Origin of the sequence: Arthrobacter sp. AFG7.2, from assembly GCF_002892835.1 — a bacterium.
Taxonomy (GTDB): Bacteria; Actinomycetota; Actinomycetes; order Actinomycetales; family Micrococcaceae; genus Arthrobacter.
This window is the reverse complement of the sequence record NZ_PJMB01000013.1, coordinates 36268-59553: the sequence shown is the minus strand read 5'-3', so window position 1 is coordinate 59553 and position 23286 is coordinate 36268. Positions and strand designations below refer to the sequence as shown.

The window sequence follows — 23286 nt, the reverse complement described above, 5'->3', positions numbered from 1 at the left end:
GCCCGGCGGGGCAACCATGCCCTGCGTGTTGACGATCGTAGCGCTCGGGATACTCCCCTACGTGACCTTAACTCTACCCCAGGCAGCTGGCCTGCCTGTCCCTGGCGACTTTTGTGTCAGGCGTGGCCCGCCGCCTGCATCTGCCTCAGTTCCTTCTTCAGCTCGCTGACTTCGTCCCTGATCCTGGCTGCCACCTCGAACTGCAGCTCGGCAGCGGCACCGTGCATCTGCTCCGTCAGCTGTTCGATCAGTCCCACGAGGTCCTCCGCCGGTGCCGCGGCCAGTCCGTCCGAGCGCACCTGGGCCGCGCCCTTGGCCGCGGACTTCCGCTTGCCGCCCTTGGCCAGCCGGTTGTTGTTCAGCAGCTCCTGGGTGTCGGCGTCTTCCTTGGCCAGCTGGTCGGTGATGTCCGCGATCTTTTTCCGCAGCGGCTGCGGATCCACTCCGTGCTCGGTGTTGTAGGCCACCTGGATGGCACGGCGCCTGTTGGTCTCGTCGATGGCGTGCGCCATGGAGTCCGTAATACGGTCGGCGTACATGTGGACCTGCCCGGAAACGTTACGGGCAGCGCGGCCGATGGTCTGGATCAGGGACGTGGAGGAGCGCAGGAAGCCTTCCTTGTCGGCGTCCAGAATGCTGACAAGGGAAACTTCGGGCAGATCCAGCCCCTCACGGAGCAGGTTGATGCCCACCAGGACGTCGAACTTGCCCATCCGTAATTCGCGCAGCAGTTCAACGCGCCGCAGGGTGTCCACGTCGGAGTGGAGGTACTCCACCTTGATCCCGTGGCCCAGGAGGTAGTCGGTGAGGTCCTCCGCCATCCGTTTGGTCAGGGTAGTGACCAGGATGCGCTCGTTCTTTGCTGTGCGGGTCTTGATTTCGCCAAGCAGGTCATCGATCTGGCCCTTGGTGGGCTTGACCACCACCTCCGGATCGATGAGCCCGGTAGGCCGAATGATCTGCTGTACGAAACCGTCGGCCTTGCCCAGTTCGTACTTGCCGGGCGTCGCAGACAGGTAGACGGTCTGGCCGATGCGCTGGAGGAATTCGTCCCATTTGAGCGGCCTGTTGTCCATCGCGGAGGGCAGGCGGAAGCCGAAGTCCACCAGATTCCGCTTGCGGGACATATCGCCCTCGTACATCGCTCCGATTTGCGGGATTGTCACGTGGGATTCGTCCACCACCAGCAGGAAGTCGTCCGGGAAGTAGTCGAGCAGGCAGTGCGGGGCTGTTCCGGGGGCCCGGCCGTCGATGTGCGAGGAGTAGTTTTCGATGCCGTTGCAGAAGCCCATCTGCTGCATCATCTCAAGGTCATAGTTGGTCCGCATCCGGAGGCGCTGCGCTTCAACCAGCTTGTTCTGGCCTTCCAGCACCTTGAGCCGGTCGGCGAGCTCGTCCTCGATCCGCTTGATGGCCCTGGACATCCGCTCGGGCCCGGCCACGTAGTGGGAGGCGGGAAAGACGTACATTTCCTCTTCGTCCCGGATCACCTCGCCGGTCAACGGGTGGAGGGTGTGGATGTTCTCAATCTCGTCACCGAAGAATTCGATCCGGATGGCCAGTTCCTCGTACATCGGGATGATCTCCACGGTGTCCCCGCGGACCCGGAACGTGCCCCGGTGGAAGTCCATGTCGTTGCGCGCGTACTGCATGGAGACAAATTTCCGGAGGAGGTCGTCCCGGTTCATCTCCGCCCCCTTACGGAGCGTGACCATGCCTGCAATGTACTCTTCAGGCGTACCCAGGCCGTAGATGCAGGAAACCGTCGCCACCACGATCACGTCCCGGCGGGTCAGCAGGGCGTTGGTGGCGGAGTGGCGGAGCCGTTCCACTTCCTCGTTGATGGAGGAGTCCTTCTCGATGAAGGTGTCCGTCTGCGCCACGTACGCTTCGGGCTGGTAGTAGTCGTAGTAGGAGACGAAGTACTCGACGGCGTTGTTGGGCAGCAGCTCGCGGAACTCATTGGCCAGCTGCGCGGCGAGGGTTTTGTTCTGGACCATCACCAGGGTGGGCCGCTGCACCTGTTCGATCAGCCAGGCGGTGGTGGCGCTCTTGCCGGTACCGGTGGCGCCGAGCAGCACCACGTCCTTTTCGCCGTTCTTAATGCGCTCCGTCAGCTCGGCGATGGCAGCGGGCTGATCGCCCGCCGGCTTGAACTCGCTGATGACCTCGAAAGGTGCAACAACCCGGTTGATTTCCTGCGCAAGGCTCATGGTTCTAATCTACAACCGGGCACTGACACTGGGCGGCGGAGTCCGTTACAGGCGAACAAGCCTCCCGGCCGTGAAGCGGCTTCAGGAGGTGTACGACGGCGGTGCCCACCCTGTTGCGTCCGCCCAGGCGGACATTCGCGGCCACGCGACGTCGGTAAACCACGGCTCCTTGGCTTCCGTGTATGCCCTTGTGTCCGGAGAACCCGCGAACCGTCGCGCCAGTTCTGCCTTGTGCCCTGCGTAGAGCGTGAGCGCCGACGGATCGTCCCGGAGCCAGTCCCGGAACAGCAGGGCGTAGCGCCATCCGGCCGAGCCGGCCGGCCGGACATGCACGTTGACGGCCCGGCATGGGTCGGCGTTGGCGTGGAACCGCTTCAACCATTGGGCTGGATCAGGCGCATTGGGCTTCGGAGTGTCGGACTCCACCCCGCGTACCCCCGGAAAGCCGGCAGCGGCCAGGAGCGGCGCGAGCCTGGCTGCGGTTTCGAGGTCCGGCACTGCAACCTGCACGTCGATGACATCCTTGGCGGGCAGCCCTGGCACGGAGGTGGAGCCGATGTGGTCCACAGCCAGGATGAGCCAGGGCGCCGCCGTCGTCAGCCTTGCCGCGATCCTCGCCGCCTGCCGGGCCCAGTCCTGCCGGTGCGGGACCAGGACCGGGCCCCCGGTCCTGTCCGCGCGGACGCCCGAGGAGATGTTCCGGGCGAAGGGCACGAGCCGGCCGTCCCACAACCTGTCCACCTGCTCCTGCAACTGCTCAACGGTGCCGGAGTTGTCCAGGATCACATCAGCCGCAGCCAGCCGCTCCTCCCGGGCAGCCTGGGCCGCCATGCGGGAGCGCGCAGATTCCTCAGTCATCCCCCGGTGCTCCAGCATCCGCTGCACCCGCACGTCGTCAGGCGCATCCACCACCAGGACCAGGTGGAAGCCGCTGCCCTGCCCGGTTTCCACCAGCAAGGGAATGTCCTGCACCACCACGGCCTCCCGGGCGGCCGCAGCAACGATGGCCGCAGCGCGTAACCGTACCAGCGGATGGATAATGCCATTCAGCAGGGCAAGGCGCGCGGGGTCCCCAAAGACCAGGGCCCCGAGCTTGGGCCGGTCCAATCGGCCGTCAGCACCCAGCACGTCTCCCCCGAACTCAGCCACAACCCGCTGCAGGCCTTCCGTCCCGGGCTCAACCACCTCCCGCGACAGCGCGTCAGCATCCACCAGCACTGCCCCGCGTTCCCTCAGCCGCGAAGCGACGACTGACTTTCCCGAGGCGATTCCACCCGTCAACCCGATCTTCAGCACTCCACCACACTAGGGCCAAACACCCGCCCGCTGGAGTTTCCTACGGCAAAGATACCGACGGTGTGGCCGTTCCCTCTGCGCGGCTTCTGATTCCGCGCAGCATCCGCCGGGACATCATGAAGCTCACTACCTCCACTGCCTCGACCATGCATGGCGGCCACCATTGGCGGTAGGCGTACCGCTCCCGGACCAGCAACCGCGTGGTGCCGTCGGGCTGCGGCCGGAGTACGTACGCCCACGTGAAGTCGAACGGCCCTGGTGGGGCACCGGGCGGAACGCGGAGGACGAGTGCGCTGCCTTGGTCCACGAGGCCCACCTCCAGGTCCGCGGAAGCAGCCGGCGCCAAGTGAAAACGGTCGCCGGCTTTGATGTCCTGCCACTCCGGGTGGATACGGTCTGCGCTGTGAATGTCCAGGCCCATGAGGTTTTCCAGGAAGTCATAGCTGTATAGTCCGCCGCGGCCCTGACCCATCTGCGCCAGCCAGGGCCAGACGGCATGCGCCGGAGCTTCGATGGAAACTGCCCGTGTTGCCTGCAGGTCCGCAGCGCCCAGGAAGTCGTCGCCCGGCAACCCGCCGTCCACTTCGGCGTCGGTGGCACCCCAGCGCAAGTAGAACCGCCGCAGGAGGAACCCCAAGATCCCTGCCGCGGTGACCACTGCCGGCCCGGCAAGCTGTTTCACATTCCGTGACGAGATCATGGGGCAATTCTCCGGACGGCGTCGTCTCCTGTCACGGGCCCAAAGCCCCGATTCGCAGAGGAGCCCTGGGCGCGGGTGTACCCGCGCCCAGGCCAAGTATCTGGAGACGCGGACCGGAGAAGAACGTTCCGCACCGCACTAGACTGAACCGGTGCGGAACATGGCGGAAACCCCAGGGACCGGCCGCGGGGCGGAGAGCAGGACCACCAGCTACACCGCGTTGGCCCAGGGCCCGGGTTTCCGCCACGAACTTGAGATCAAGCGTTCCCGGTTCATTACCGTCCTGCGACGGGTTGAGACAGAGGACGCAGCACGGAGCCTCGTGGCCGAACTCCGCCGCGAATTCCACGACGCCCGGCACCACTGCTCGGCGTTCATCATCGGACCCGACCGGAGCATCCAGCGTTCCAGCGACGACGGCGAACCCTCCGGTACCGCCGGCATCCCCATGCTCGAGGCACTGGCCAAAAGGGAAACGACGCCCGGGGTGGCAGACCTCAGCGACGTGAGTGCCGTCGTCGTGCGCTACTTCGGCGGCGTCCTGCTCGGGGCGGGTGGACTGGTGCGGGCGTACTCGGAGTCCGTGTCCTCTGCGCTTTCCCTGGCCCCAATGGTGCGCCGCAGCAGGTTGCGGATCTGCTCAACAGAAGTGCCGCATGGTGCTGCCGGACGGCTGGAAAACGACCTGCGGGCCGCTGGATTCGTGATGGCGGAAACCAGCTACGCCGCCCGGCACACTGTCCTGCGGCTCGCCCTGCCGGACGAAGCCGGTGAAATTTCCGCCGCCGGAGAGCGCCTTCAGTCACTCACCGCGGGCAGTGCCCTGCTCCAGCCCGAAGGAACGGAGTGGGTGGATGTCCGGATTGGGTGACGTGTCCCTGGTGGACGTGGATGAAACAGTGCTGGAGCAGCTCCTGGAACTCGCCAAGCGCGATGCCTCCCCGGACGAGGTGGCGCCCCCTCTGGGCGGCCCGGGCTGGAACCTGGAGCGCACGGCATGGTTCTTCAGTTATCACCGCGCCGCCGCGCACGGCCTTGACGGAGATGCAGGCGAGAAGACGTGGGGCATTCTCGCCGGCGGCGTCCTTGCCGGTTCCATCCGGCTTCGCCGCGTTGAGTCCGGCGATGGCGTGGCTGTTGCCGACACCGGCATCTGGCTCGGCAGGAGCTTTCGGTCGCAAGGCATAGGAACCGCCGCGCTGCGGCTGGTCCTCCACGAGGCCCGCAAGGCAGGCATCGTCCAGGTGACTGCCCGGACCCTTACGGGAAACCTCGGCGCCCAGCGCGTCCTTGCCTCCGCCGGTGCAGTCCTGACGCCCGACGACGACGGGACAGTGAACGCCGTCGTCGTACTTTAAGTGCATGGTTCCCAGGATGGGCGGGGCGCCTCAGCTGCAAACGCAACAGACCCCCTGCCTTGCGGGCAGGGGGTCTGTTGCGTTGGCCCGGAAAGTCCGGGCCGGTGGCAATTAGTTGCCGGTCAGCTTCTCGCGCAGGGCGGCGAGGGCCTCGTCGGATGCAAGCGTACCTGCACCGGCGTTGGACTCAGCAGCCGGCTCCGAGGAGTAGCTGGTGGTGCCGGAATCACTGTCACCGGACGTTGCAGCTGCAGCGTCGTCAGCAGCGTGCTGGGCAACCTGCTTCTTGTGGGCTTCCCAGCGGGTCTGGGCGTCAGCGTACTGCTGCTCCCAGGCGGCGCGCTGGTTCTCGTAGCCTTCAAGCCACTCGTTGGACTCGGGATCGAAGCCCTCGGGGTACTTGTAGTTGCCCTCTTCGTCGTACTCTGCGGCCATGCCGTAGAGAGCCGGATCGAATTCGGTGCTGTCGGCGTCGACGCCCTCGTTGGCCTGCTTGAGGGACAGCGAGATGCGGCGGCGTTCCAGGTCGATGTCGATGACCTTGACGAACAGCTCGTCACCAACGGAGACAACCTGCTCTGCCAGCTCCACGTGGCGCACGGCCAGCTCGGAGATGTGGACCAGGCCTTCGATGCCGTCCTCGACGCGGACGAACGCACCGAACGGAACCAGCTTGGTGACCTTACCCGGAACAACCTGGCCGAGGGCGTGGGTGCGGGCGAAGGTCTGCCACGGATCTTCCTGCGTAGCCTTGAGCGACAGGGAAACGCGCTCGCGGTCCAGGTCCACCTCGAGAACCTCGACGGTGACTTCCTGGCCAACTTCGACAACCTCGGACGGGTGGTCGATGTGCTTCCAGGACAGCTCGGAAACGTGAACCAGGCCGTCTACGCCGCCCAGGTCCACGAAGGCACCGAAGTTGACGATGGAGGAAACGACGCCGGGACGGACCTGGCCCTTTTCCAGCTTGTTGAGGAAGGTGGAGCGGACCTCGGACTGGGTCTGCTCGAGCCATGCACGGCGGGAAAGGACCACGTTGTTGCGGTTCTTGTCCAGCTCGATGATCTTGGCTTCGATCTGCTGGCCGATGTACGGAGCCAGGTCGCGCACACGGCGCATCTCGACGAGGGATGCGGGCAGGAAGCCGCGCAGGCCGATGTCGAGGATAAGACCACCCTTGACGACCTCGATGACGGTACCGGTGACAACACCGTCTTCTTCCTTGACCTTCTCGATGTCGCCCCAGGCACGCTCGTACTGAGCGCGCTTCTTGGAGAGGATCAGGCGGCCTTCTTTGTCTTCCTTGGTGAGCACCAGGGCTTCGACCTGATCGCCAACGGAGACGACGTCTCCGGGATCAACGTCGTGCTTGATGGACAGCTCGCGGGAGGGGATGACACCTTCGGTCTTGTAACCGATGTCGAGCAGGACTTCATCGCGGTCGACCTTGACGACGGTACCTTCGACGAGGTCTCCGTCGTTGAAGTACTTGATGGTGGCGTCGACAGCTGCGAGGAAGTCCTCAGCGGTACCGATGTCGTTAATGGCGACTACGGGGGTACCGGGCTTCTCGGTGGAGGTGATGGTCATGTAGTAGGGGCTCCGTTGTGGATAGTTAGTTGATCAGGCGACCACCACTTCCGGGTACTGACCTGGAGGCGGGGCGCGGCGGATTGCCGGGTCATCCTGATTGCGTGGCGTTCACTGCACACCAGAGGCTGGCACACGTGACACACGCCCGTTTATTCTAGTCGCTGCCCGCAACATGGGTCAAAGCGGCCTGCGGCGGGTATGGCCAGCAGGGTTCAGCCCTTGATTCCCGGCCGGAGTTCGCGGATGCCGTCCCGTTCAAGCATCCAGGACACGGCAACGCCGAACACGAGCGACCAGAAGTAGGGGCCCAATCCCAGCATCGACGCGTCCGAGACGGCCACGGCAAAGGCAACCAACGGCCCCAGCGTCAGCGGGCCGCTGCTGATCCGCTTCACAGCCATTCCGAGCACGCCAATGACGGCCAGCCCTGCAATGGCAACCAACAGTTCCAGCGGCAGGATCTCTGCAGCGCCGGCAGCATAGGCGACCAAGGGCGTCATGGCGAGGAAGATGGCATAAGACAGCAGCACCGCGCGGTACCTGTACCGGTGCGGGCCGGCGTCGCTGCCCGCGACCATTGCCGTGGCCGGCAACGAGAGGGACAGTCCCGACGGTCCCAGGAAAGACGAAGCCATGGTGCCCACGCCGCTTACATAGTCCACCAGGTGGGCCGGCGGGTGGTAGTGCTCGCCGCGAAGAAAGATCAGGGACGGAACGTTGGACTGAAGAACGATCAGAACCACCATGACCGGAGTGGCCGTCAACGCCGCGTGCCAGGTGAAAGCAGGCGACGTAAGTAAGGGCGGAGCACCCCCGCCGCCGTCCCCGCCACCGAACCTGCCGAGGATTCCGGCAACAGCGATTCCCACCACCATGGCAAGGAAGACAGACGGCACACGGGCATCAAGATACTTTCGCCCCAGGACGTAGGCCAGGAAAGCGGCTCCAATAGCTGAGGGCTCTGCAGTCATTCCCGTGAAGATGCCGGCCACGAACGGCAGGGTGGAACCCGCCAGGAGGCCAACCACCACAGGCTCCGGAATAACGCGTGCCAGGTGGTCGGCCAGCCCCAGGGATGAGATGACCACCACTGCTGCGCCTGCCATCAAGGAGGCACCTGCCAGTTCCGCGAAAGGCAGCCTGCCCTGGAGCGAGACGATGAAGATCAGGACGAAGATATTGCCAGTGAGAAGCAGCGGCTGCCGGTAGATCAGCGTCAGGACCAGGCCCAGGACGCAGGGAACGGTGTAGATGGTCATAACCCAGGCTGTTACCTGGCCGTCCGCAAGGTTCAGCTGCCCGGCAGCGGAGAGCGGCACTGCGATCAAAGATGAGGCGAGGGTGACCAGGGCGAGGCTGATTCCAACGGACTGGGACCACTCCCGGAGCCGCTCCGCATCATTCCCGGAATCCACTGCCATGACGTCCGCCCGTTGTGGTCCTGGCAACTGGCCGGGGCCGCTGATTCAGCTGTCGGGCCCAACCCTACTCCCGCGGCCATCGATGCGGTATCACCGGCAGAGTCCGGTCAGAAGTGGGTGAGGCAGTGCGTTGCCCTCTCCACGGCGAACATCTGCCTGGCCAGCAGCGCTGAGCCGGGAGTGTTTTCCCGAATGCGTCCTGCAGCAGTCAGGGTGACCGGACACACGGCGCCCAGGTAGATCGAGGACAGTGCCGAGACATCGAGCGTCAGGTCCGCTTCCGCGGTTTCCGGCAGGCGTTCGACGACGGCGTTCCCGCCGTCCGTGCGAAGGGCGAAAGTCCCTGCAGTGAGGCCCAGCGGATCCGTAATTTCCAGGACAACCTGCCCGTCAGCAGGGTAGCCCCGGGCTTCGAGTGCCTTGCGGACGTCCAGGATGCGGAGCCACAACATGTCCCGGCTGTCTGACGAATCGATGCAGCGGGGGTCTGTGAGCGCCCAGGTCAGGGGGTCGTCCAGCGGCGCCTCGTCCCAGGAGACCCGCTCCACCAGGTCGATGGCGCCGAGGAACTGCCAGAGCTCCAGGTAGGCGTCATTGCCGGCGGCCACCAGGTCCACCACCTCCACGGTGTAAGGCTCCGTGTCCCAGCCCAGGAACTTGTAGGAGACGTACCCGTCGATGTCCCCGTGCGGACCGTAGTGGAGCGCCACCTTAATGGCCGGATCCTCTTTGCCGTCCCGGGCCAAGGAACCGGACGCGAGCTGCCGGTACCAGTCCTGCCTGCCGAGGGAACCGGGGGTAATCCTGTGAACGCGGTCAAAGACCACCGGCGCCAGCTCCAGCAGGGTTTTGGGATCGGCAATTTCCACACTGCCGGTGGGCTGGTGCCGCACGCTGAAACGGGCGGTGGTGTCCACCTTGACGGTGCGTTCGAAGCTGGCGACGCCGTAACCAAAGCGCCCGTAAATTGTCCCTTCCGAGGCGGTGAGGGCAGCCATGGCGACGCCGTCCTCCTTGGCGAGGCTGAGGTCCTCGCTCATCATCCGGCGCAGCAGGCCCCGCCTCCGGTGCGAAGTGCGTACCGTGACTGCGGTGACCATGTGTGACTCCAGGGTCCGGCCGAATCCGATGTTGAGGGTCTTGCGGAACGTCGCGAAGGTGGCCACCGGGACGTCGGCCGGCATTGAGGACGGGGCTACCGGGCCGGTCTGGTAGACGCCGGTGAGGACGCGGCCGTCAGCCTCGTAGGTGGCCAGTGCCTTCGCCACGTGGTCGGGTGTCCTGGTGGATTCGTGGAACCCAAAGGAGACGGCCCGGCTCCACGTTTCCGCCTCGGCATATCCATCGTTGCCTTCGGACACAGCGCTGAAGCGCCGGATTTCATACTTCCCATTCATGTCAGCCACGCACTGAGCCTAGCCAAGATTTGCGAGGTCTGGCATAAGCTGTGGGGCACCGGGGTGTGGCGCAGCTCACGGAGGGGGATTCCCGGCTTTGAATACATCACCTGCTACCTGAGCGAGGAAAGATGAAAGTTTCGCAAGCCGAACCCACGCCCGATGCTTCCCTGTTAAAGGTTTTGGGCAACTGGGACGCCCTGGCACTCGGATTTGGAGCCATGATTGGTTTTGGCTGGGTGGTCCTGACCGGTGGCTGGATAGCCTCGGCGGGCACCATGGGAGCCGTCCTGGCCATGATCACCGGCGGTGCCATCATGGGCGTCGTGGGCCTCACCTACGCCGAATTGACCGCAGCCATGCCCAAGGCCGGTGGAGAACACAACTTCCTGCTCCGCGGAATGGGTCCGCGCTGGTCGTTTATCGGGTCCTGGGCCATCACTGGCGGATACATCACGATCGTTGCCTTCGAGGCGGTCGCACTGCCGCGCACGGCGCAATACCTCTTCCCCAATCTCAGCCAGGTGCCGCTCTGGGAAGTCGCCGGCTACCAGGTGCACCTGACCTGGGCGTTGGTGGGAGCTGTCGCTGCGGTGGTGATCACGGGAATCAACATCCTGGGTGTGAAGCTTGCCGGCGTTGCCCAGACGTTCGTGGTGGTTTTCCTCCTGGTCATCGGCCTGATACTTGTCTTCGGCTCCTTTACGGGCGGCTCGGCGACGAACATGGAACCACTGTTCACGGGCGGCCTTACAGGCTACTTTGCAGTCCTGGTAGTGGTCCCGTTTCTTTTCGTCGGCTTCGACGTCATCCCCCAGTCCTCGGAAGAGGTGAACATCCCGGCACGGCAGATCGGCAGGCTCGTTGTGGTTGCCGTCCTCCTCGCGACCGTCTGGTACGTCATGACCGTGCTGACCACTTCTTCCGCAATGCCTGCGGGGGAGATAGCCCAGGCTGACATCGCCACCGCTGATGCGATGGGGGCTCTGTTCGGCAGCGACCTGATGGCTAGAATCCTGATCGCCGGCGGGATCGCAGGAATTCTGACCTCGTGGAATTCACTGCTTCTGGGGGCCTCGCGCCTCATGTTCTCGATGGCCCGTTCCGGCATGCTGCCCACCTGGTTCGCCAAGCTCCACCCCACCTACCGCACTCCGGTTAACGCGCTCCTGTTCATTGGCGTGCTGTCGTTCATTGCGCCGTTCTTCGGCGTATCGATGCTGGGCTGGCTCGTGGATTCCGGCGCACCCAGCATCGTCATTGCGTACATCCTGGTAGCCGTGGTGTTCGTCATCCTGCGCCGGAAGGAACCGCAGATGGACCGCCCGCTCCGCGTGGGCGGCCCGGGCAATGGAGGCCTCGTCATCGGCGTGGCCGCCGTGGTCCTTTGCCTTGGACTGTTGAGCCTGTACCTTCCCGGCATGCCCGCCGCGCTGACCCCACCCCCGTGGATACTTTTCGGGCTCTGGTGGATCCTGGGAGTGGTCCTCCTCTTCCGCATCCCCTCCGGCGTCGCTCCCGGCGCCGACGCTGAACACGAACTGCTGGAACGGCTGAGGCAGCGCCGGGAAGCACGCAGGAACGGCTGACCAAAAAGCTGCTGCTGGAAGGGGGCAACTGCCGTCACTGAGGGCGGGACGGAAATTTCCGTCCCGCCCTCGTTGCCCGCCTCGCGCCTGTTCCTAGTGCCCGGCGTCGTACCAGCTGGGACCGACGCCGATCTGGACTTCGAGCGGCACACTGAGGTCCGCCGCGGCTCCCATCTGCTCGGTCACCAGCTTCTCCACCGCTTCCCGCTCCCCCGCGGCGACCTCGAGGACCAGTTCGTCGTGGACCTGCAGGAGCATCCGCGATTTCAGCCCCTGTGCCTTCAGCTCGGAGTGGACTCCCAGCATGGCGCGCTTGATGATGTCCGCGGCGGAGCCCTGGATGGGGCTGTTCAGCGCAATGCGTTCAGCGTTTTCGCGCAGCTGCCTGTCGGTGCTGGTCAGGTCCGGCAGGTACCGGCGGCGTCCCTCGATCGTCGCCGTGTAGCCGTCCACACGGGCCTGGTCCACCACACCGCGGAGGTAGTCGCGGACGGCGCCGAACCGGTCGAAGTAGTCCTTCATGAGCGTGCGTGCCTCGTCCACGGAGATCTCCAGCTGCTTGGACAGGCCGAAGGAGGTCAGGCCATAAGCAAGGCCGTAGGACATCGCCTTCACCTTGGAACGCATGGCGCTGGTGACCTCTTCGGTGGGCACATGGAAGATGTTTGAGCCCACGAACCGGTGCAGGTCCTCGCCGTCCTTGTAGGCCTGGATCAGGCCCTGGTCACCGGAGAGGTGCGCCATGATGCGCATTTCGATCTGCGAGTAGTCTGCGGACAGCAGGCATTCGTAGCCCTCCCCCACCACGAAGATGCCGCGCACGCGCCGGCCTTCCTCGCTGCGGATGGGGATGTTCTGCAGGTTGGGGTTGTTGGAGGAAATCCGCCCCGTAGCTGCAACGTTCTGGGCGTAGGTGGTGTGGATGCGGCCGTCTTCAGCCACCGACTTCTTCAGGGATTCAAGCATCTGGCGCAGCTTGGCGGCCTCACGGTGCGCCATCAGCTGCACCAGGAACTCGTGCCCCGTTTTCTCCAGCAGGTTCTTCAGCGATGCGGCGTCCGTGGTGTAGCCGGACTTGATCTTCTTGGTCTTGGGCAGCTGGAGTTCCTCGAACAGGACGGTCTGCAGTTGCTTGGGCGAGCCCAGGTTGACCTCGTGGCCGATCGCGGCGAAGGCCTGTTCCTGCGCCTGGTCGATGACCCTGGCCAGGTCGGCGAGCTGATCGTCCATCCGGGCCATGTCAATTCCGATGCCGGCGAGTTCCATATCCGCCAGGACCCGGCTGACCGGCAGTTCCAGGGTGGACAGGAGCTCCTCGGCCCGGCGCTCCTTCAGTTCCCCTTCGAAGTAGCGGCTGAGGGCAAGTACGACGGCGGCCGCCTGGACCAGAGCATCGGCGGCGGCGTCATCCTCGCCGTCGAAGGAAAGCTCCAGCTGGCCTGCCTTGGCAGTAGCCGGGGAGATACCAACGTTGAGGTGGTGCTGGGCCAGCTCGGAAAGTTCATAGGTGCGCCGGTCCGGCTGGATGAGGTAGCCGGAGATGGAGGTGTCATCCACCACGCCTTCCAGCTCCAGGCCACGGGAGGTCAGGGCTTTCAGTGCGGCCTTGAACCCGTGCAGGACCTTTGGTGACTCGGGGTCACGCAACCAGCCTGCCAGGACGTTCTCTGCCCCGGCGTCCTGGCGGGACAGGTCGATGTACGCCGCAGCGCCGTCGCGCACGATGGCCAGTGCCGCGGCGTCCTCGCCGATGCGGCCCGGGATGAGGTCGACTGCGACGGCGGAACGCTGCCCTGCGCCGGCGGCGAGGAACGTGGAAAGTTCTGCGGCATCCGACGGGACGACGTACTCCGGTGTTTCGATGCTCTCACGCTCGGCAGCAGGGGTGTCCTCATCTCCGTACAGCGCGAAGAGCCGGTTGCGGATGGTCTTGAACTCGAGCTTGTCGAAAAGGTCCTCAAGCGCCGCCTGGTCCGGGCGGGGCTGGTACAGGTCGTCAAGGGTGACGGGAAGTTCGAGGTCCGTGTGGAGCTGGTTCAGCCGGCGGTTACGTTTGACGGCGTCGACGTTTTCCCGGAGCGCATCCCCCACTTTCCCGCCGATGGCATCCAGGTGTTCCAGGACACCTTCGAGGCCGCCGTAAAGGTTGATCCACTTGGCAGCCGTTTTGGGACCGACGCCTGGCACACCCGGCAGGTTGTCCGCGGTTTCGCCGACCAGTGCAGCGAGGTCCGAGTACCGGCCGGGGGTTACGAAGTACTTTGCCTCGATGGCGGCGGCATCCATGCGGGGAATGTCGCTGACGCCCTTCTTGGGGTAGAGCACAAAGACGTTGTCGGTAATGAGCTGGAACGCATCCCGGTCCCCGGAGACCAGCAGCACCTCATACCCGGCCTTTTCGCCCATGGCCGCGAGGGTGGCCAGGATGTCATCGGCCTCGTAGCCGGGCATCTTGATGGTCTTGATGCCCCAGGCGTCCATGACCTGACCGATAAGGTCGATCTGGTTGTTCATCTCCCGGGGAGTCTCGTTCCGGCCACCCTTGTACTCGCTGTATTCAGTCTTGCGGTGGGTGGACTCATCGGAAACGTCGAACGCCACGGCGATGTGCGTCGGCTGCTGCTCCTTAATGAGGTTGATCAGCATGGACGTAAATCCGTGAATGGCGTTGGTGTGCTGCCCGTTGGTGGTTGAAAACTTGTCCGCCGGGAGCGCAAAAAATGCACGGAAGGCCATGGAGTGGCCGTCCAGCACCAGAAGCCGCGGCTGGCCGGTCATGGGAACCACGGGGGCAACGGTTGCTGAAACCGATTTGCTGGCCTGAACCGAAACCTTGTCCTGACCTGCACCTTCCCCAGCGGCGGCGTCCTCAAGGGTTGCGGATCCCTGCGCGGCGTTCTCCTCCTGCAGGGTTTGGGACGGGAAAGGGGCCGGTTTGGTTGTTTCACTCACAGGTGCCAGCCTAGTTGCCATGATGGACAATTTCACGCCCGGCCCTTTCGCCGGGGAGCTTTCCGCCGCCGGGATCCCGGAGCATCTTCACGCCTGGCTCGGCCGGTTCGGGATCGGCGCCCTGGTGGTGAAAATGGGGATCCGGTTCCTGGAAATGAGCCCCGAACGAAGCGTTGCCACCATGCCGGTGGACGGCAATACGCAGGTAGCGGGCATCCTGCACGGCGGCGCTCACGTGGTGCTGGCCGAGACGCTGGGGTCGTTCGCCGCCGCTATGCACGCCGGGCCGGACCGCCACGCGGTGGGCATCGAGGTCAACGCCACGCATCACCGCTCGATCGCCACCGGCACAGTCACCGGGACCTGCACCGCGATCCACCTGGGCCGCACCTTGGCCACACATGAGATCGTGATGACGGATGAACAGGGCCGGCGGCTTTCCACGGCGCGCATCACCAACATGCTCAGGGACAACACACCCCCGCGGCAGGGGTAAGCGGGCAGGTCATAGACCCCCTAAAACCCAGCCGCGTTCCTGTCCGTGTTCCTGTCCGAGATAATGTCAGACCCTGCCGCCATGATGGGTTTATGGGGCAGGAAGCGGTAGCGAAGGCATACGAGGACATCAGGGCCGCCCTTGCTGTGCTCAACGCGGAGGTGGACGGGTGCGGTTCGGAGCCGTTTTCCGCTGCTGATCCTTTGGCTGCACTGGCCGATGGGACCCTGGACATTCTCGCCGGCGCCAAGGAGGCGGAAGCCGGGTTCGCAGGCCTAAAGGCCCGTGCTGCCGTGAAGTACGCGGACACCGCCCACGCCCTGGCGCCGGACATGCCGGTGCAGGCGCAGGAGATGGCTGTCGCCGCGGAGGTCGGGTGTGTGCTGGCCATCGGGCCACGGGCCGCAAGCGCGTTCCTGGCCGCGTCGCAGGCCCTGGACAAGACATTGCCGCTGACTCTCTCGGCCCTGCAGGCCGGGACAATCTCCTGGCATCACGCTCTGGCGATGGTGGACGAGGCAGCCACGCTCGACCCGGCCGGGGCTGCGGCCCTGGAGGCCCACTTCCTCGACCCGGACACGCCCAGGCCATCCACCGCCGCGCTGATCGGGGAAATGCCCGCACACAGGTTCAAGCACAAAGCCCGCACCTGGCGCGAACGACACCACGCCGAGTCCATTGAGAAACGCCACGCCAAGGGTGTGGCGGACCGGCGGGTGGAGTCCAGGCCGGACCAGGACGGCATGGCCTGGCTCTCTGCCTACCTCCCCGCTGACCAGGCACTGGCGGGCTGGAACCGGATCAACGCCCTCGCCCGGGCCGCACAAGGACCCGACGAGTCCCGCACCCTCACCCAAATTCGGGCCGACCACTTCGCCGCAGCGATCCTCACCAGCGGCATCAGTAGGGACAGCTCCAGTGACCGTGCAGGCCACAGCGCTGGGAACGGTGCCGGGAACGGCGAAGGTCTAAATACCGGCAACGGCGGCGGGGCGGGCAACGACGATACGGCGGGCGCAGGAACGGATCCCACCCCGTCATCGACGATCCGGGCGCAGGTCCTCGTCACCGTGCCGGTGTTCTCGCTGCTGGGCCTGACCGATGAGCCGGCCATGCTGGACGGGTTCGGCCCGATCCCGCCGTCAATGGCCCGCAAACTCATTACGGACGGAGCGGAGTCGTTCCACCGGGTCCTGGTCGACCCGCGGGACGGGGCGCCGCTGGAAATCGGCCGGACCAGCTACCGGGTCACCAAGGCCATGCGGAACTGGCTGCGTATGCGGGACGGTAAATGCCCCTTCCCCGGCTGCAGCAACCACTCCCTCGACAACGAAGCGGACCACCTCCTCGCCTGGCACAAAGGCGGGACCACCGGAATCAGCAACCTCGGACAGCCCTGCCCCAAACACCACAACCTCCGCCACACCACCGGCTGGAAACCAACCCCAGCCACCAAGGACCGATCGCCTGGCTGGACCTCTCCCACAGGCCGTCATTACAAAAGTGAACACCAGGACTGGGAACCACCCCACTGGCCCGACGAACTGACGCCGGAACTGAAGCGCCTCAACAGATCAACCGTTGGGTTTGCAGACTTCGCATATTTCGGATTGTCCCCGGGAGAAAAGGGCATTGCGCGGTTCCTGCACGCCCCACCCGCCTGAACGGGGACAGAAGCTGGAAGAGTTTCGAGGCCGGCAGTTGACGGGGACAAGATCATCGGCCACCACCTTAATCTTTGGCTGCGTCTTTGTTCAGCTACAAACCATTGCCCGCGCGTCCGCCCAGAAGGTACCGCAACTCAACGATTCCCCTGCCCATGGTGCGGGAGTTGACCAGCTCAAGCGCCGTCGGGCCTTCAACCGGAAGCAGGCGCTTGCCGTTTCCCAGCAGCACGGGGATCACGGACAGGATGAGGTCGTCCAGCAGGCCGGCTGTGGCGAACTGGGCCGCGAGGTTTCCGCCGCCCACCACCCACATATTTTTGCCGGCTGCGGCACGTTCGAAGTCCGCGACGAACTCGAGGACGTCCCCGCGGACGAACGTGATGTCAGCGCCTGGCGGAGCAGCATACTCATGCCGCGTGAAAACGTAGGAGGGTATCCCGGGGTAAGGCCAGTTGTCGGGCTCGTGTTCCATCAGCCACGCATAGGTTTCGCCGCCCATGATGATGCATCCAACGTCTGCCATGAACGACTCATAGCTTTCCTTGCCGCCCTCGAAACCGTCGAACTGCAGGAGCCAGCCCAGGTCATCAGTAAGGGTGGCAATAAAGCCGTCCAGGGACGCGGCGACGTAGTACTGGATGCGTGGCATGGGCCAAGCCTAGCCAACGGCACCGGCGCCTGCCAGAGCCCAGGGTCAGCTGGAGAAGTAGGGGATGATCAGGTAAAGCCCGAAGAGGACTGCCAGGCTGCAGAGGCCAAAGCAGATGTAGGCGAGGGACCGCTTGAGGCCGGGCGACGCCTGCTGGGCATCGCCCGCGATGGCAGTGAGCCTGACGCCGAGCGAGTAGAGAACCACCACTGTTACTGCGGCGGCCAGGGTGGCGCCGGCTACGGTCAGGAGTTCCAACCACTTCATCGCTGAGTCTCTTTCGGTGTGTTGGCGTCGGCGTCATTTTTTGCTTTGGCGTCTGCCTTGGCTTTGGCATGTGCGCGGGCACGGGCCATGGCCTTCTTCTTGGCGAAGCGGACGGCCTGGCCGGCTTCCTCCACCTCGATGGCGTTGTGGTGGCCGACGGCGGATTTACGTGAGTAGAAGAACATGAAGAGGACGGCAGCGGTACCGGCAACGGCCGCAATCAGGACGCCGATCACGCCAGTTTTTACCAGCAGGGCCGTCAGTGCTCCGACAATGCCCGCGGCAGGAAGGGTGAAGAGCCAGCCGAGGGCGATCTTGCCCACCATGCTCCATCTGACGCTGGTCCCCTTGCGGCCCATGCCGGACCCGATCACGGAGCCGGAGGCCACCTGGGTGGTGGACAGCGCAAAGCCGAGGTGCGAGGAGGCAAGGATTGCCGAGGCGGTGCTGGTTTCCGCTGCGAAGCCCTGGGCGGGCTTCACCTCGGTTAGGCCGGCACCCATGGTGCGGATGATGCGCCAGCCCCCGGCGTAGGTGCCGATGGCAATAGCGAAGGCACAGGCTGCGATAACCCAGAACTGGGGGCCGGAGCCCGGCTGCTGGGTACCGGCAGCAATCAGGACCAGCGTGATGATGCCCATGGTCTTCTGGGCATCGTTGGTGCCGTGGGCCAGCGCCACCAGGCTGGACGTGAAGATCTGGCCGGTGCGGAAACCGCCGCGCTTCTGGGTGAGCTTGCTGCCGGTCTCCGGATCGTGCCGGGACGTGAGGGCGTATGCGAGGCGCGTGCAGACGTAGGCCACGATGCCTGCGATCAGGGGGGCGAAGATCGCCGGGAGGATGACCTTCTGCATGAGGCCTTCAAGGTTGATCGAATTGAAGCCTATGCCGGCGATTGCGGCACCGATCAGTCCGCCGAACAGGGCGTGCGAGGAACTGGACGGCAAACCCTTGAGCCACGTGATCATGTTCCACAGGATGGCTCCCATCAGGCCGGCGAAGATGATGTCCGGCGTGATCTGGACTCCATCCGAGCCTTCCCGGATGATGCCGCCGGAAACCGTCTTGGCCACCTCTGTGGAAAGGAATGCACCCACGAGGTTCAGGATGGCCGCCAGGGTCACCGCTGTCTTCGGCTTGATGGCGCCGGTTGCGATGGGCGTGGCCATGGCATTCGCGGTGTCATGGAAGCCGTTCGTGAAGTCGAAAAAGAGTGCCAGTGCGATGACCAGCGCCACCATGAAGGTGATATCCACCTGTTGCCCAATCTGCAGAGTCGACGTTCAGCAGTTTCTTTCCCCCGGCTGTCTTGCACAGCATAATTCACCAGCTGTTCGCTTGGAATGACCTGTGGCGTTAACACAACCGGCATGAAACCTTATCGATCGTACGCGTCCCGGGCAGCAGGTCAAAACAACGGCTGCTCCAAAAAAGACCGCATCTGCCCGAGTTCCGCCGGGGAGATTCCCCGCCTCGGATCAGGAGACAGTGCCAGGAGCCGGCGGCCCAGGAACGTGACCCAGGCCTGGGCGTCCGCTTCGAACGCCAGCTGGTCATCAACCCGGACGACGGCGTCCGGGCTGGTGGTTTCCACGTCCTCCTGGATGGCACGAAGCTTCCACCACCCGGCTCCCGCGCCTGAGCGGGCCGCTGTCAGGAAGGGCCAGCGCTGCCCGTCCAGGTTGATGGCGGGGCACAAGTACTGTGGCGCCAGTTCTTCCCAGCTGGTGAGCCAGACACATCTCACCCCTGCCAGGGCGGCTATGCCGTTCAACCCGGCCACCAGTTCCCGCGCGTAGGCAACCGGCAGGAGCCCCGCATCAGAATACTGCCAGCCGGAGCCCCAGCCGCTGGTTCCTTCCGGCCCGAAAGGACAAATAACGCCGTCGACGTCGATATACAGCGTGCGGGTCATGGCGGGAGCAGCGTCGAAGGACTAGCCCCGCCGGAAATCCAACGGTTGCCGGCCCGTGCCAAGGCCCGGCGCCACCCGCTCCTCCAGGGCGGCAACCGTGGCATCGGGCAGGACGATCAAGCCATCAAGTTCGCGGCGTGCCCGCTTGTAGGCTGCCTGCCGCTCGGCCGGCGTGGCGGCGTGGTTTTCGGCGATCCTCAGCAGTTGCCGGGCAGTGGCCAGCCGTTCACGTTCCGGGCCGGTGAATTTGCTGTCCTTGATCCGGCGGGCTTCCCGTTCGGCCACCTCCAACGCCACCGCGAAACTGTTGACTGCCTCCCGGTATGCCTCCAGCCTCGACGGTGAGGTCATGTCCGTGACGGTGGCCGGGCGCTGGCCGTCCGCTTTTCTTTTTGCGCGGAGGAAGGCCACGGTGAGTGGTTCGCGGACATCGGTCATCAGGGGAAAGTCGATGAGCTTGCCCACATCGAGTTCGTAGTCCAGCCAGCGCCTGTTGACGTCGTCGTGGGTGGCCATGAGGGCTTCGACCTCCGCGGCGGAGGCGCGCTCAGACTCCCGGGACTGGTTCCTGAGCTTGTACAGCTCCACCCGCCGCTGGTGCCGCCGCTCACCGGCTTTGCGCAACGAGTTGGCCCAGTGCCCGGCAAAGGCAACCGCCGGGAAGACCAACCACCATTTGTCGTCAAGGAACTCGAAGAGGGACTCCACGCGTCAATCCTCGCACCGCCCCTCACCCTCCTCAAGGAGGCGCAGTCACAGGAAACGGAATCAGCCCTGGGGAGCTCCCGTTGCGTCCAGCGGGTTGTTGACGTTGACCAGCCACGCGACCCCGAAGCGATCGGTGCACATACCGAAAACGTCACCCCAGGGCGCCTGCTCCATGGGAACTGTCACCGTCCCGCCCTCGCCGCTGAGCTTCTCGTAGTAGCCGCGGAGTTCCGACTCGTCGTCGCCGCTGAGAGAGATGGAGATGGACGACCCCGGGGTGAACCCCATGCTGTTGGGCGTGTCGGCACCCATCAGGACCATCCCCTGGGTGGTGGTCAGCATGCCGTGCATGATCTTTTCCGCCTCAGCAGGATCGTCGCTGGCCTGGAACTCGCCAAAAGTACTCAGGGTGAGCTCACCCCCGAAGACGTCCTGGTAAAAGTTCATCGCCTCGCGGGCGTTGTCGCGGAAGCCGAGGTAGGGGTTGAGGGTGGTCGGCATGGTGGATCTCCTTGGAGTGGGGACGAAACATGATGGAACCAGACAACATCCTGCCTCAAAGGAAGGGCTGGTGGTAGGGGCACGGGAAGGGGGGTGGTGCACAAGCATCCGGCGGGGCCGTAGGCTCAGGGTCATGGCCAGATACTTTGACGTTCACCCCCAGGACCCCCAGCCGCGCGCCATCACCCAGGCGGTCAAAATAGTGCTCGACGGCGGGCTGATCGCCTATCCCACCGATTCCTGCTATGCCCTGGGCGCGCAGGTAGGCAACCGGGACGCCCTGGACCGGATCAGGAGCATCCGCCGACTGGACGACAAGCACCACTTCACGCTGGTCTGCCGGGATTTCGCGCAGTTGGGCCAGTTCGTAAATATCGGGAACGACGTTTTCCGCAGCATCAAAGCCGTCACGCCGGGTGGCTACACCTTCATCCTTCCGGCAACAAAAGAGGTGCCGAAGCGCCTGCTGCATCCAAAAAAGAAAACGGTGGGGGTGCGGATCCCGGACAACCGCGTGGTGCAGGCACTGCTGGCGGAACTGGGAGAGCCACTCCTTTCCAGCACCCTGCTGCTGCCTGACGAGGAGGACCCGCTGACCCAGGGGTGGGAGATCAAGGAGCGCCTGGAGCACCAGGTGGACGCCGTGATCGACGCCGGTGACTGCGGTTCGGAACCCACCACCGTGGTCGATTTCTCCAGCGGGAGCGCAGACGTAGTCCGGCGCGGGACGGGTGACCCTTCCCGCTTCGAGTAGGCCGCTAGTCCTGCTTCCGCGCCCTGCTGGGCTGCACCCGCGGCGGCTCCCCCGGCATCTTGGGGTAGTCCGGTGGGAAGGGCATCTCCTGGAGGCCGTCCTTGAGGTCCCGGTCCCACCACTCAAGCAGGATGTCAACGGTCCCCGGGTTGCTGTGCATGTCCGCCCAGGGGTCGCCCACGGTCTTCAGCCGGTCCGGCACGGTCAGGATGGTGAAGTTTTTCGGATCGGCGGTCTCCAGCTCATCCCAGGTGATGGGGCATGACACGGAAGCGTGCGGCAGCGCCCGAGGACTGTAGGCCCCTGCGATGGTGCGGTCGCGGTTGGCCTGGTTGAAGTCCAGGAAAATCTTCTTGCCCCGCTCTTCCTTCCACCAGGCAGTGGTGACTTTCTCCGGCATCCTGCGCTCCACTTCCCTGGCAGCAGCAATAACGGCGTGCCGCACATCAAGGAACTCACGGGTGGGCTCAATAGGCGCGTACACATGCAGTCCCCTGTTGCCGGAGGTCTTGATGAAGCAGCTGAGCCCGGCCTCCGCCAGGACCTCCTTGAGCACCAGCGCGGCCGGGACAGCGTCGTAGAAATCCGTGCCTGGCTGCGGATCCAGGTCAATGCGCAACTGGTCCGGGTTGTCCGTGTTCGCTGTCCGGGAAGGCCACGGGTGGAAAACGACCGTGTTCATCTGGACAGCCCAGATCGCCGCGGCCGGCTCGTCCAAGACCAGCATGGGGTGGGAACGCGCACTCGGGAAAACCACCTTCATGGTCCGGATGAACTCCGGGGTGCCCTTGGGCGGATTCTTCGAAAAGAACATCTCCCCGTCAACGTTGTCCTTGTACCGCTGCAGCGCCACCGGCCTGTCTCCGTTGGCAGTGATGAACGCCGCACCGACATCGGCGAAGTAACGTGCGAGGTCGAGTTTGGTAAGTCCCAGGTCGGGCCAGAGCACCCTGCTGGGGCTGGAGATGCGCATCTCGCGCTCGCCGTGGGGGCCTTGGACGGTAATGGTGGTCTGTTCGCTCGCCATGGGGACAACGTACACCCCCGCATGGAAGGGTCGGCCGATTTGAGCGGGAGCTCCGGCATGATGGAGGAATGTCCGCTTCAGAAACAGACTTCGATATCACGGTGGGTGACGGCGCCGTTTCCGCTGCCTACGCCCGGCCCGCCAGACCATCCGGCACGGTGGTGCTTGCCCATGGTGCCGGTGCAGGCATGGAACATCCTTTCCTGCGCGGGTTCACTGAAGGGCTGAATTCCCTGGGCTTTGCCACCCTGCGTTTCAACTTCCCCTACCGGGAGGCCGGGCGGAAATTTCCGGACCGGCCGCCGGCCGCGGTCGCCGCGTGGCGGGCAGCGACGGCGGCAGCGGCAGAGCGTGCGGCGGAGCATGGTGACCCCGGCCTCCTGTGGGCGGCAGGCAAGTCTTTCGGCGGACGTATGGCTTCGATGGCCTTGGCAGAGGGGATGGCAGCCGACGGCCTGGTGTACCTGGGATACCCCCTGCATCCGCCGGGAAAGCCCGACAAAGTGCGGGACGGGCATCTCTACGGAATCAGGGTGCCCATGCTGTTCCTGCAGGGCAGCCGGGACACGTTCGCCACACCCGCGCTCCTGGAAGACGTGGTCGCCAGGATTGGGCCTTCAGCCACCCTGCAGTGGGTGGAGGGCGGCGACCATTCCTTTGCGGTGGCCGGCGTGAAGCGTTCCGCCGCAGAGGTGGGCGCATCCCTGGCGGAACCGGTGGCCGCCTTCATCCGGACCTGCGGCTGAAACCCGCTTCCAGCCGGAAGAAGCGGCGGCCGTTCAG

The 23286-nt window shown here is 64.8% G+C and carries 21 protein-coding genes; 7 read left to right on the top strand and 14 right to left on the bottom strand.

What is annotated here, in order from left to right:
• Positions 1–116: 116 nt before the first annotated feature.
• The 3 genes from uvrB to CXX84_RS17675 all read right to left on the bottom strand — a co-directional run bounded on the left by uvrB (position 117) and on the right by CXX84_RS17675 (position 4209).
• Positions 117–2213 (bottom strand): excinuclease ABC subunit UvrB, encoded by a 2097-nt coding sequence (gene uvrB, locus CXX84_RS17685; protein ID WP_102978038.1) that lies wholly within the window; start codon positions 2211–2213, stop codon positions 117–119.
• A gap of 81 nt (positions 2214–2294) precedes the next feature.
• Entirely contained in the window at positions 2295–3509 is a 1215-nt protein-coding gene (gene coaE, locus CXX84_RS17680; protein ID WP_102978037.1) for a dephospho-CoA kinase, read from the bottom strand.
• A 40-nt stretch (positions 3510–3549) separates the two neighbouring features.
• Entirely contained in the window at positions 3550–4209 is a 660-nt protein-coding gene (locus tag CXX84_RS17675) for a hypothetical protein (RefSeq protein WP_102978036.1), read from the bottom strand.
• A gap of 160 nt (positions 4210–4369) precedes the next feature.
• Between CXX84_RS17675 and CXX84_RS17670 the strand changes: the two genes are divergently transcribed.
• Positions 4370–5080, top strand: coding sequence for an IMPACT family protein (locus CXX84_RS17670; RefSeq protein WP_102978035.1), 711 nt, complete (start codon positions 4370–4372; stop codon positions 5078–5080).
• Positions 5064–5567: a GNAT family N-acetyltransferase gene (locus CXX84_RS17665; RefSeq protein ID WP_102978034.1), complete on the top strand. Its 504-nt coding sequence runs from the start codon at positions 5064–5066 to the stop codon at positions 5565–5567. Before CXX84_RS17670 ends, CXX84_RS17665 begins: the two co-directional genes overlap by 17 nt.
• Before the next feature lie 111 nt (positions 5568–5678).
• Here CXX84_RS17665 and rpsA read toward each other — a convergent pair whose 3' ends face one another.
• From rpsA to CXX84_RS17650, 3 genes are all read right to left on the bottom strand, one after another.
• Complete coding sequence (rpsA, locus tag CXX84_RS17660; RefSeq protein ID WP_013600871.1) at positions 5679–7157, bottom strand: 30S ribosomal protein S1; 1479 nt, start codon at positions 7155–7157, stop codon at positions 5679–5681.
• A 215-nt stretch (positions 7158–7372) separates the two neighbouring features.
• Complete coding sequence (locus CXX84_RS17655) at positions 7373–8581, bottom strand: benzoate/H(+) symporter BenE family transporter (protein WP_102978033.1); 1209 nt, start codon at positions 8579–8581, stop codon at positions 7373–7375.
• A gap of 107 nt (positions 8582–8688) precedes the next feature.
• Positions 8689–9978, bottom strand: coding sequence for a GNAT family N-acetyltransferase (locus CXX84_RS17650; protein ID WP_102978079.1), 1290 nt, complete (start codon positions 9976–9978; stop codon positions 8689–8691).
• 131 nt (positions 9979–10109) lie between these two features.
• On the opposite strand from CXX84_RS17650, the gene CXX84_RS17645 reads away from it, so the two are divergent.
• Positions 10110–11567, top strand: coding sequence for an APC family permease (locus CXX84_RS17645; RefSeq protein WP_102978032.1), 1458 nt, complete (start codon positions 10110–10112; stop codon positions 11565–11567).
• Between the two features lie 93 nt (positions 11568–11660).
• Here the strand turns inward: CXX84_RS17645 and polA are convergent, their stop codons facing one another.
• A complete protein-coding gene (gene polA, locus CXX84_RS17640) occupies positions 11661–14345 on the bottom strand; it encodes a DNA polymerase I (protein WP_102978078.1) in 2685 nt (894 codons plus the stop codon).
• A gap of 193 nt (positions 14346–14538) precedes the next feature.
• Here polA and CXX84_RS17635 point away from each other — a divergent pair, with 193 nt between their 5' ends.
• Both CXX84_RS17635 and CXX84_RS17630 read left to right on the top strand, forming a co-directional pair.
• Positions 14539–15015, top strand: coding sequence for a hotdog fold thioesterase (locus tag CXX84_RS17635; protein WP_102978031.1), 477 nt, complete (start codon positions 14539–14541; stop codon positions 15013–15015).
• Positions 15016–15107: 92 nt separating this feature from the next.
• On the top strand, positions 15108–16679 hold the full coding sequence (locus CXX84_RS17630; RefSeq protein ID WP_102978030.1) for an HNH endonuclease signature motif containing protein: 1572 nt from the start codon (positions 15108–15110) through the stop codon (positions 16677–16679).
• Between the two features lie 94 nt (positions 16680–16773).
• Here CXX84_RS17630 and CXX84_RS17625 read toward each other — a convergent pair whose 3' ends face one another.
• From CXX84_RS17625 to CXX84_RS17600, 6 genes are all read right to left on the bottom strand, one after another.
• Positions 16774–17331 (bottom strand): dihydrofolate reductase family protein, encoded by a 558-nt coding sequence (locus CXX84_RS17625; RefSeq protein WP_102978029.1) that lies wholly within the window; start codon positions 17329–17331, stop codon positions 16774–16776.
• Positions 17332–17376: 45 nt separating this feature from the next.
• Complete coding sequence (locus CXX84_RS17620) at positions 17377–17598, bottom strand: hypothetical protein (RefSeq protein WP_102978028.1); 222 nt, start codon at positions 17596–17598, stop codon at positions 17377–17379.
• Complete coding sequence (locus CXX84_RS17615) at positions 17595–18854, bottom strand: inorganic phosphate transporter (protein ID WP_102978027.1); 1260 nt, start codon at positions 18852–18854, stop codon at positions 17595–17597. Before CXX84_RS17615 ends, CXX84_RS17620 begins: the two co-directional genes overlap by 4 nt.
• 152 nt (positions 18855–19006) lie before the next feature.
• Entirely contained in the window at positions 19007–19513 is a 507-nt protein-coding gene (locus CXX84_RS17610; RefSeq protein WP_102978026.1) for an HAD domain-containing protein, read from the bottom strand.
• Between the two features lie 21 nt (positions 19514–19534).
• A complete protein-coding gene (locus CXX84_RS17605) occupies positions 19535–20221 on the bottom strand; it encodes a hypothetical protein (RefSeq protein ID WP_102978025.1) in 687 nt (228 codons plus the stop codon).
• Between the two features lie 60 nt (positions 20222–20281).
• Positions 20282–20722, bottom strand: coding sequence for a VOC family protein (locus CXX84_RS17600; protein WP_102978024.1), 441 nt, complete (start codon positions 20720–20722; stop codon positions 20282–20284).
• 133 nt (positions 20723–20855) lie between these two features.
• Here CXX84_RS17600 and CXX84_RS17595 point away from each other — a divergent pair, with 133 nt between their 5' ends.
• On the top strand, positions 20856–21476 hold the full coding sequence (locus CXX84_RS17595; RefSeq protein ID WP_102978023.1) for an L-threonylcarbamoyladenylate synthase: 621 nt from the start codon (positions 20856–20858) through the stop codon (positions 21474–21476).
• A 4-nt stretch (positions 21477–21480) separates the two neighbouring features.
• Here CXX84_RS17595 and ligD read toward each other — a convergent pair whose 3' ends face one another.
• Positions 21481–22503, bottom strand: coding sequence for a non-homologous end-joining DNA ligase (ligD, locus tag CXX84_RS17590; RefSeq protein ID WP_102978077.1), 1023 nt, complete (start codon positions 22501–22503; stop codon positions 21481–21483).
• Positions 22504–22571: 68 nt separating this feature from the next.
• Between ligD and CXX84_RS17585 the strand changes: the two genes are divergently transcribed.
• Entirely contained in the window at positions 22572–23249 is a 678-nt protein-coding gene (locus tag CXX84_RS17585) for an alpha/beta family hydrolase (RefSeq protein ID WP_102978022.1), read from the top strand.
• Positions 23250–23286: the final 37 nt, after the last annotated feature.

Excerpts from the sequence above, each read along its gene's own strand:
- uvrB (WP_102978038.1), bottom strand. The coding sequence starts at position 2,213 with ATGAGCCTTGCGCAGGAAATCAACCGGGTTGTTGCACCTTTCGAGGTC.
- CXX84_RS17675 (WP_102978036.1), bottom strand. The coding sequence starts at position 4,209 with ATGATCTCGTCACGGAATGTGAAACAGCTTGCCGGGCCGGCAGTGGTC.
- CXX84_RS17670 (WP_102978035.1), top strand. The coding sequence starts at position 4,370 with ATGGCGGAAACCCCAGGGACCGGCCGCGGGGCGGAGAGCAGGACCACC.
- CXX84_RS17665 (WP_102978034.1), top strand. The coding sequence starts at position 5,064 with ATGTCCGGATTGGGTGACGTGTCCCTGGTGGACGTGGATGAAACAGTG.
- rpsA (WP_013600871.1), bottom strand. The coding sequence starts at position 7,157 with ATGACCATCACCTCCACCGAGAAGCCCGGTACCCCCGTAGTCGCCATT.
- CXX84_RS17655 (WP_102978033.1), bottom strand. The coding sequence starts at position 8,581 with ATGGCAGTGGATTCCGGGAATGATGCGGAGCGGCTCCGGGAGTGGTCC.
- CXX84_RS17650 (WP_102978079.1), bottom strand. The coding sequence starts at position 9,978 with ATGAATGGGAAGTATGAAATCCGGCGCTTCAGCGCTGTGTCCGAAGGC.
- CXX84_RS17645 (WP_102978032.1), top strand. The coding sequence starts at position 10,110 with ATGAAAGTTTCGCAAGCCGAACCCACGCCCGATGCTTCCCTGTTAAAG.
- polA (WP_102978078.1), bottom strand. The coding sequence starts at position 14,345 with ATGACCGGCCAGCCGCGGCTTCTGGTGCTGGACGGCCACTCCATGGCC.
- CXX84_RS17635 (WP_102978031.1), top strand. The coding sequence starts at position 14,539 with ATGATGGACAATTTCACGCCCGGCCCTTTCGCCGGGGAGCTTTCCGCC.
- CXX84_RS17630 (WP_102978030.1), top strand. The coding sequence starts at position 15,108 with ATGGGGCAGGAAGCGGTAGCGAAGGCATACGAGGACATCAGGGCCGCC.
- CXX84_RS17625 (WP_102978029.1), bottom strand. The coding sequence starts at position 17,331 with ATGCCACGCATCCAGTACTACGTCGCCGCGTCCCTGGACGGCTTTATT.
- CXX84_RS17620 (WP_102978028.1), bottom strand. The coding sequence starts at position 17,598 with ATGAAGTGGTTGGAACTCCTGACCGTAGCCGGCGCCACCCTGGCCGCC.
- CXX84_RS17610 (WP_102978026.1), bottom strand. The coding sequence starts at position 19,513 with ATGACCCGCACGCTGTATATCGACGTCGACGGCGTTATTTGTCCTTTC.
- CXX84_RS17600 (WP_102978024.1), bottom strand. The coding sequence starts at position 20,722 with ATGCCGACCACCCTCAACCCCTACCTCGGCTTCCGCGACAACGCCCGC.
- CXX84_RS17595 (WP_102978023.1), top strand. The coding sequence starts at position 20,856 with ATGGCCAGATACTTTGACGTTCACCCCCAGGACCCCCAGCCGCGCGCC.
- ligD (WP_102978077.1), bottom strand. The coding sequence starts at position 22,503 with ATGGCGAGCGAACAGACCACCATTACCGTCCAAGGCCCCCACGGCGAG.
- CXX84_RS17585 (WP_102978022.1), top strand. The coding sequence starts at position 22,572 with ATGTCCGCTTCAGAAACAGACTTCGATATCACGGTGGGTGACGGCGCC.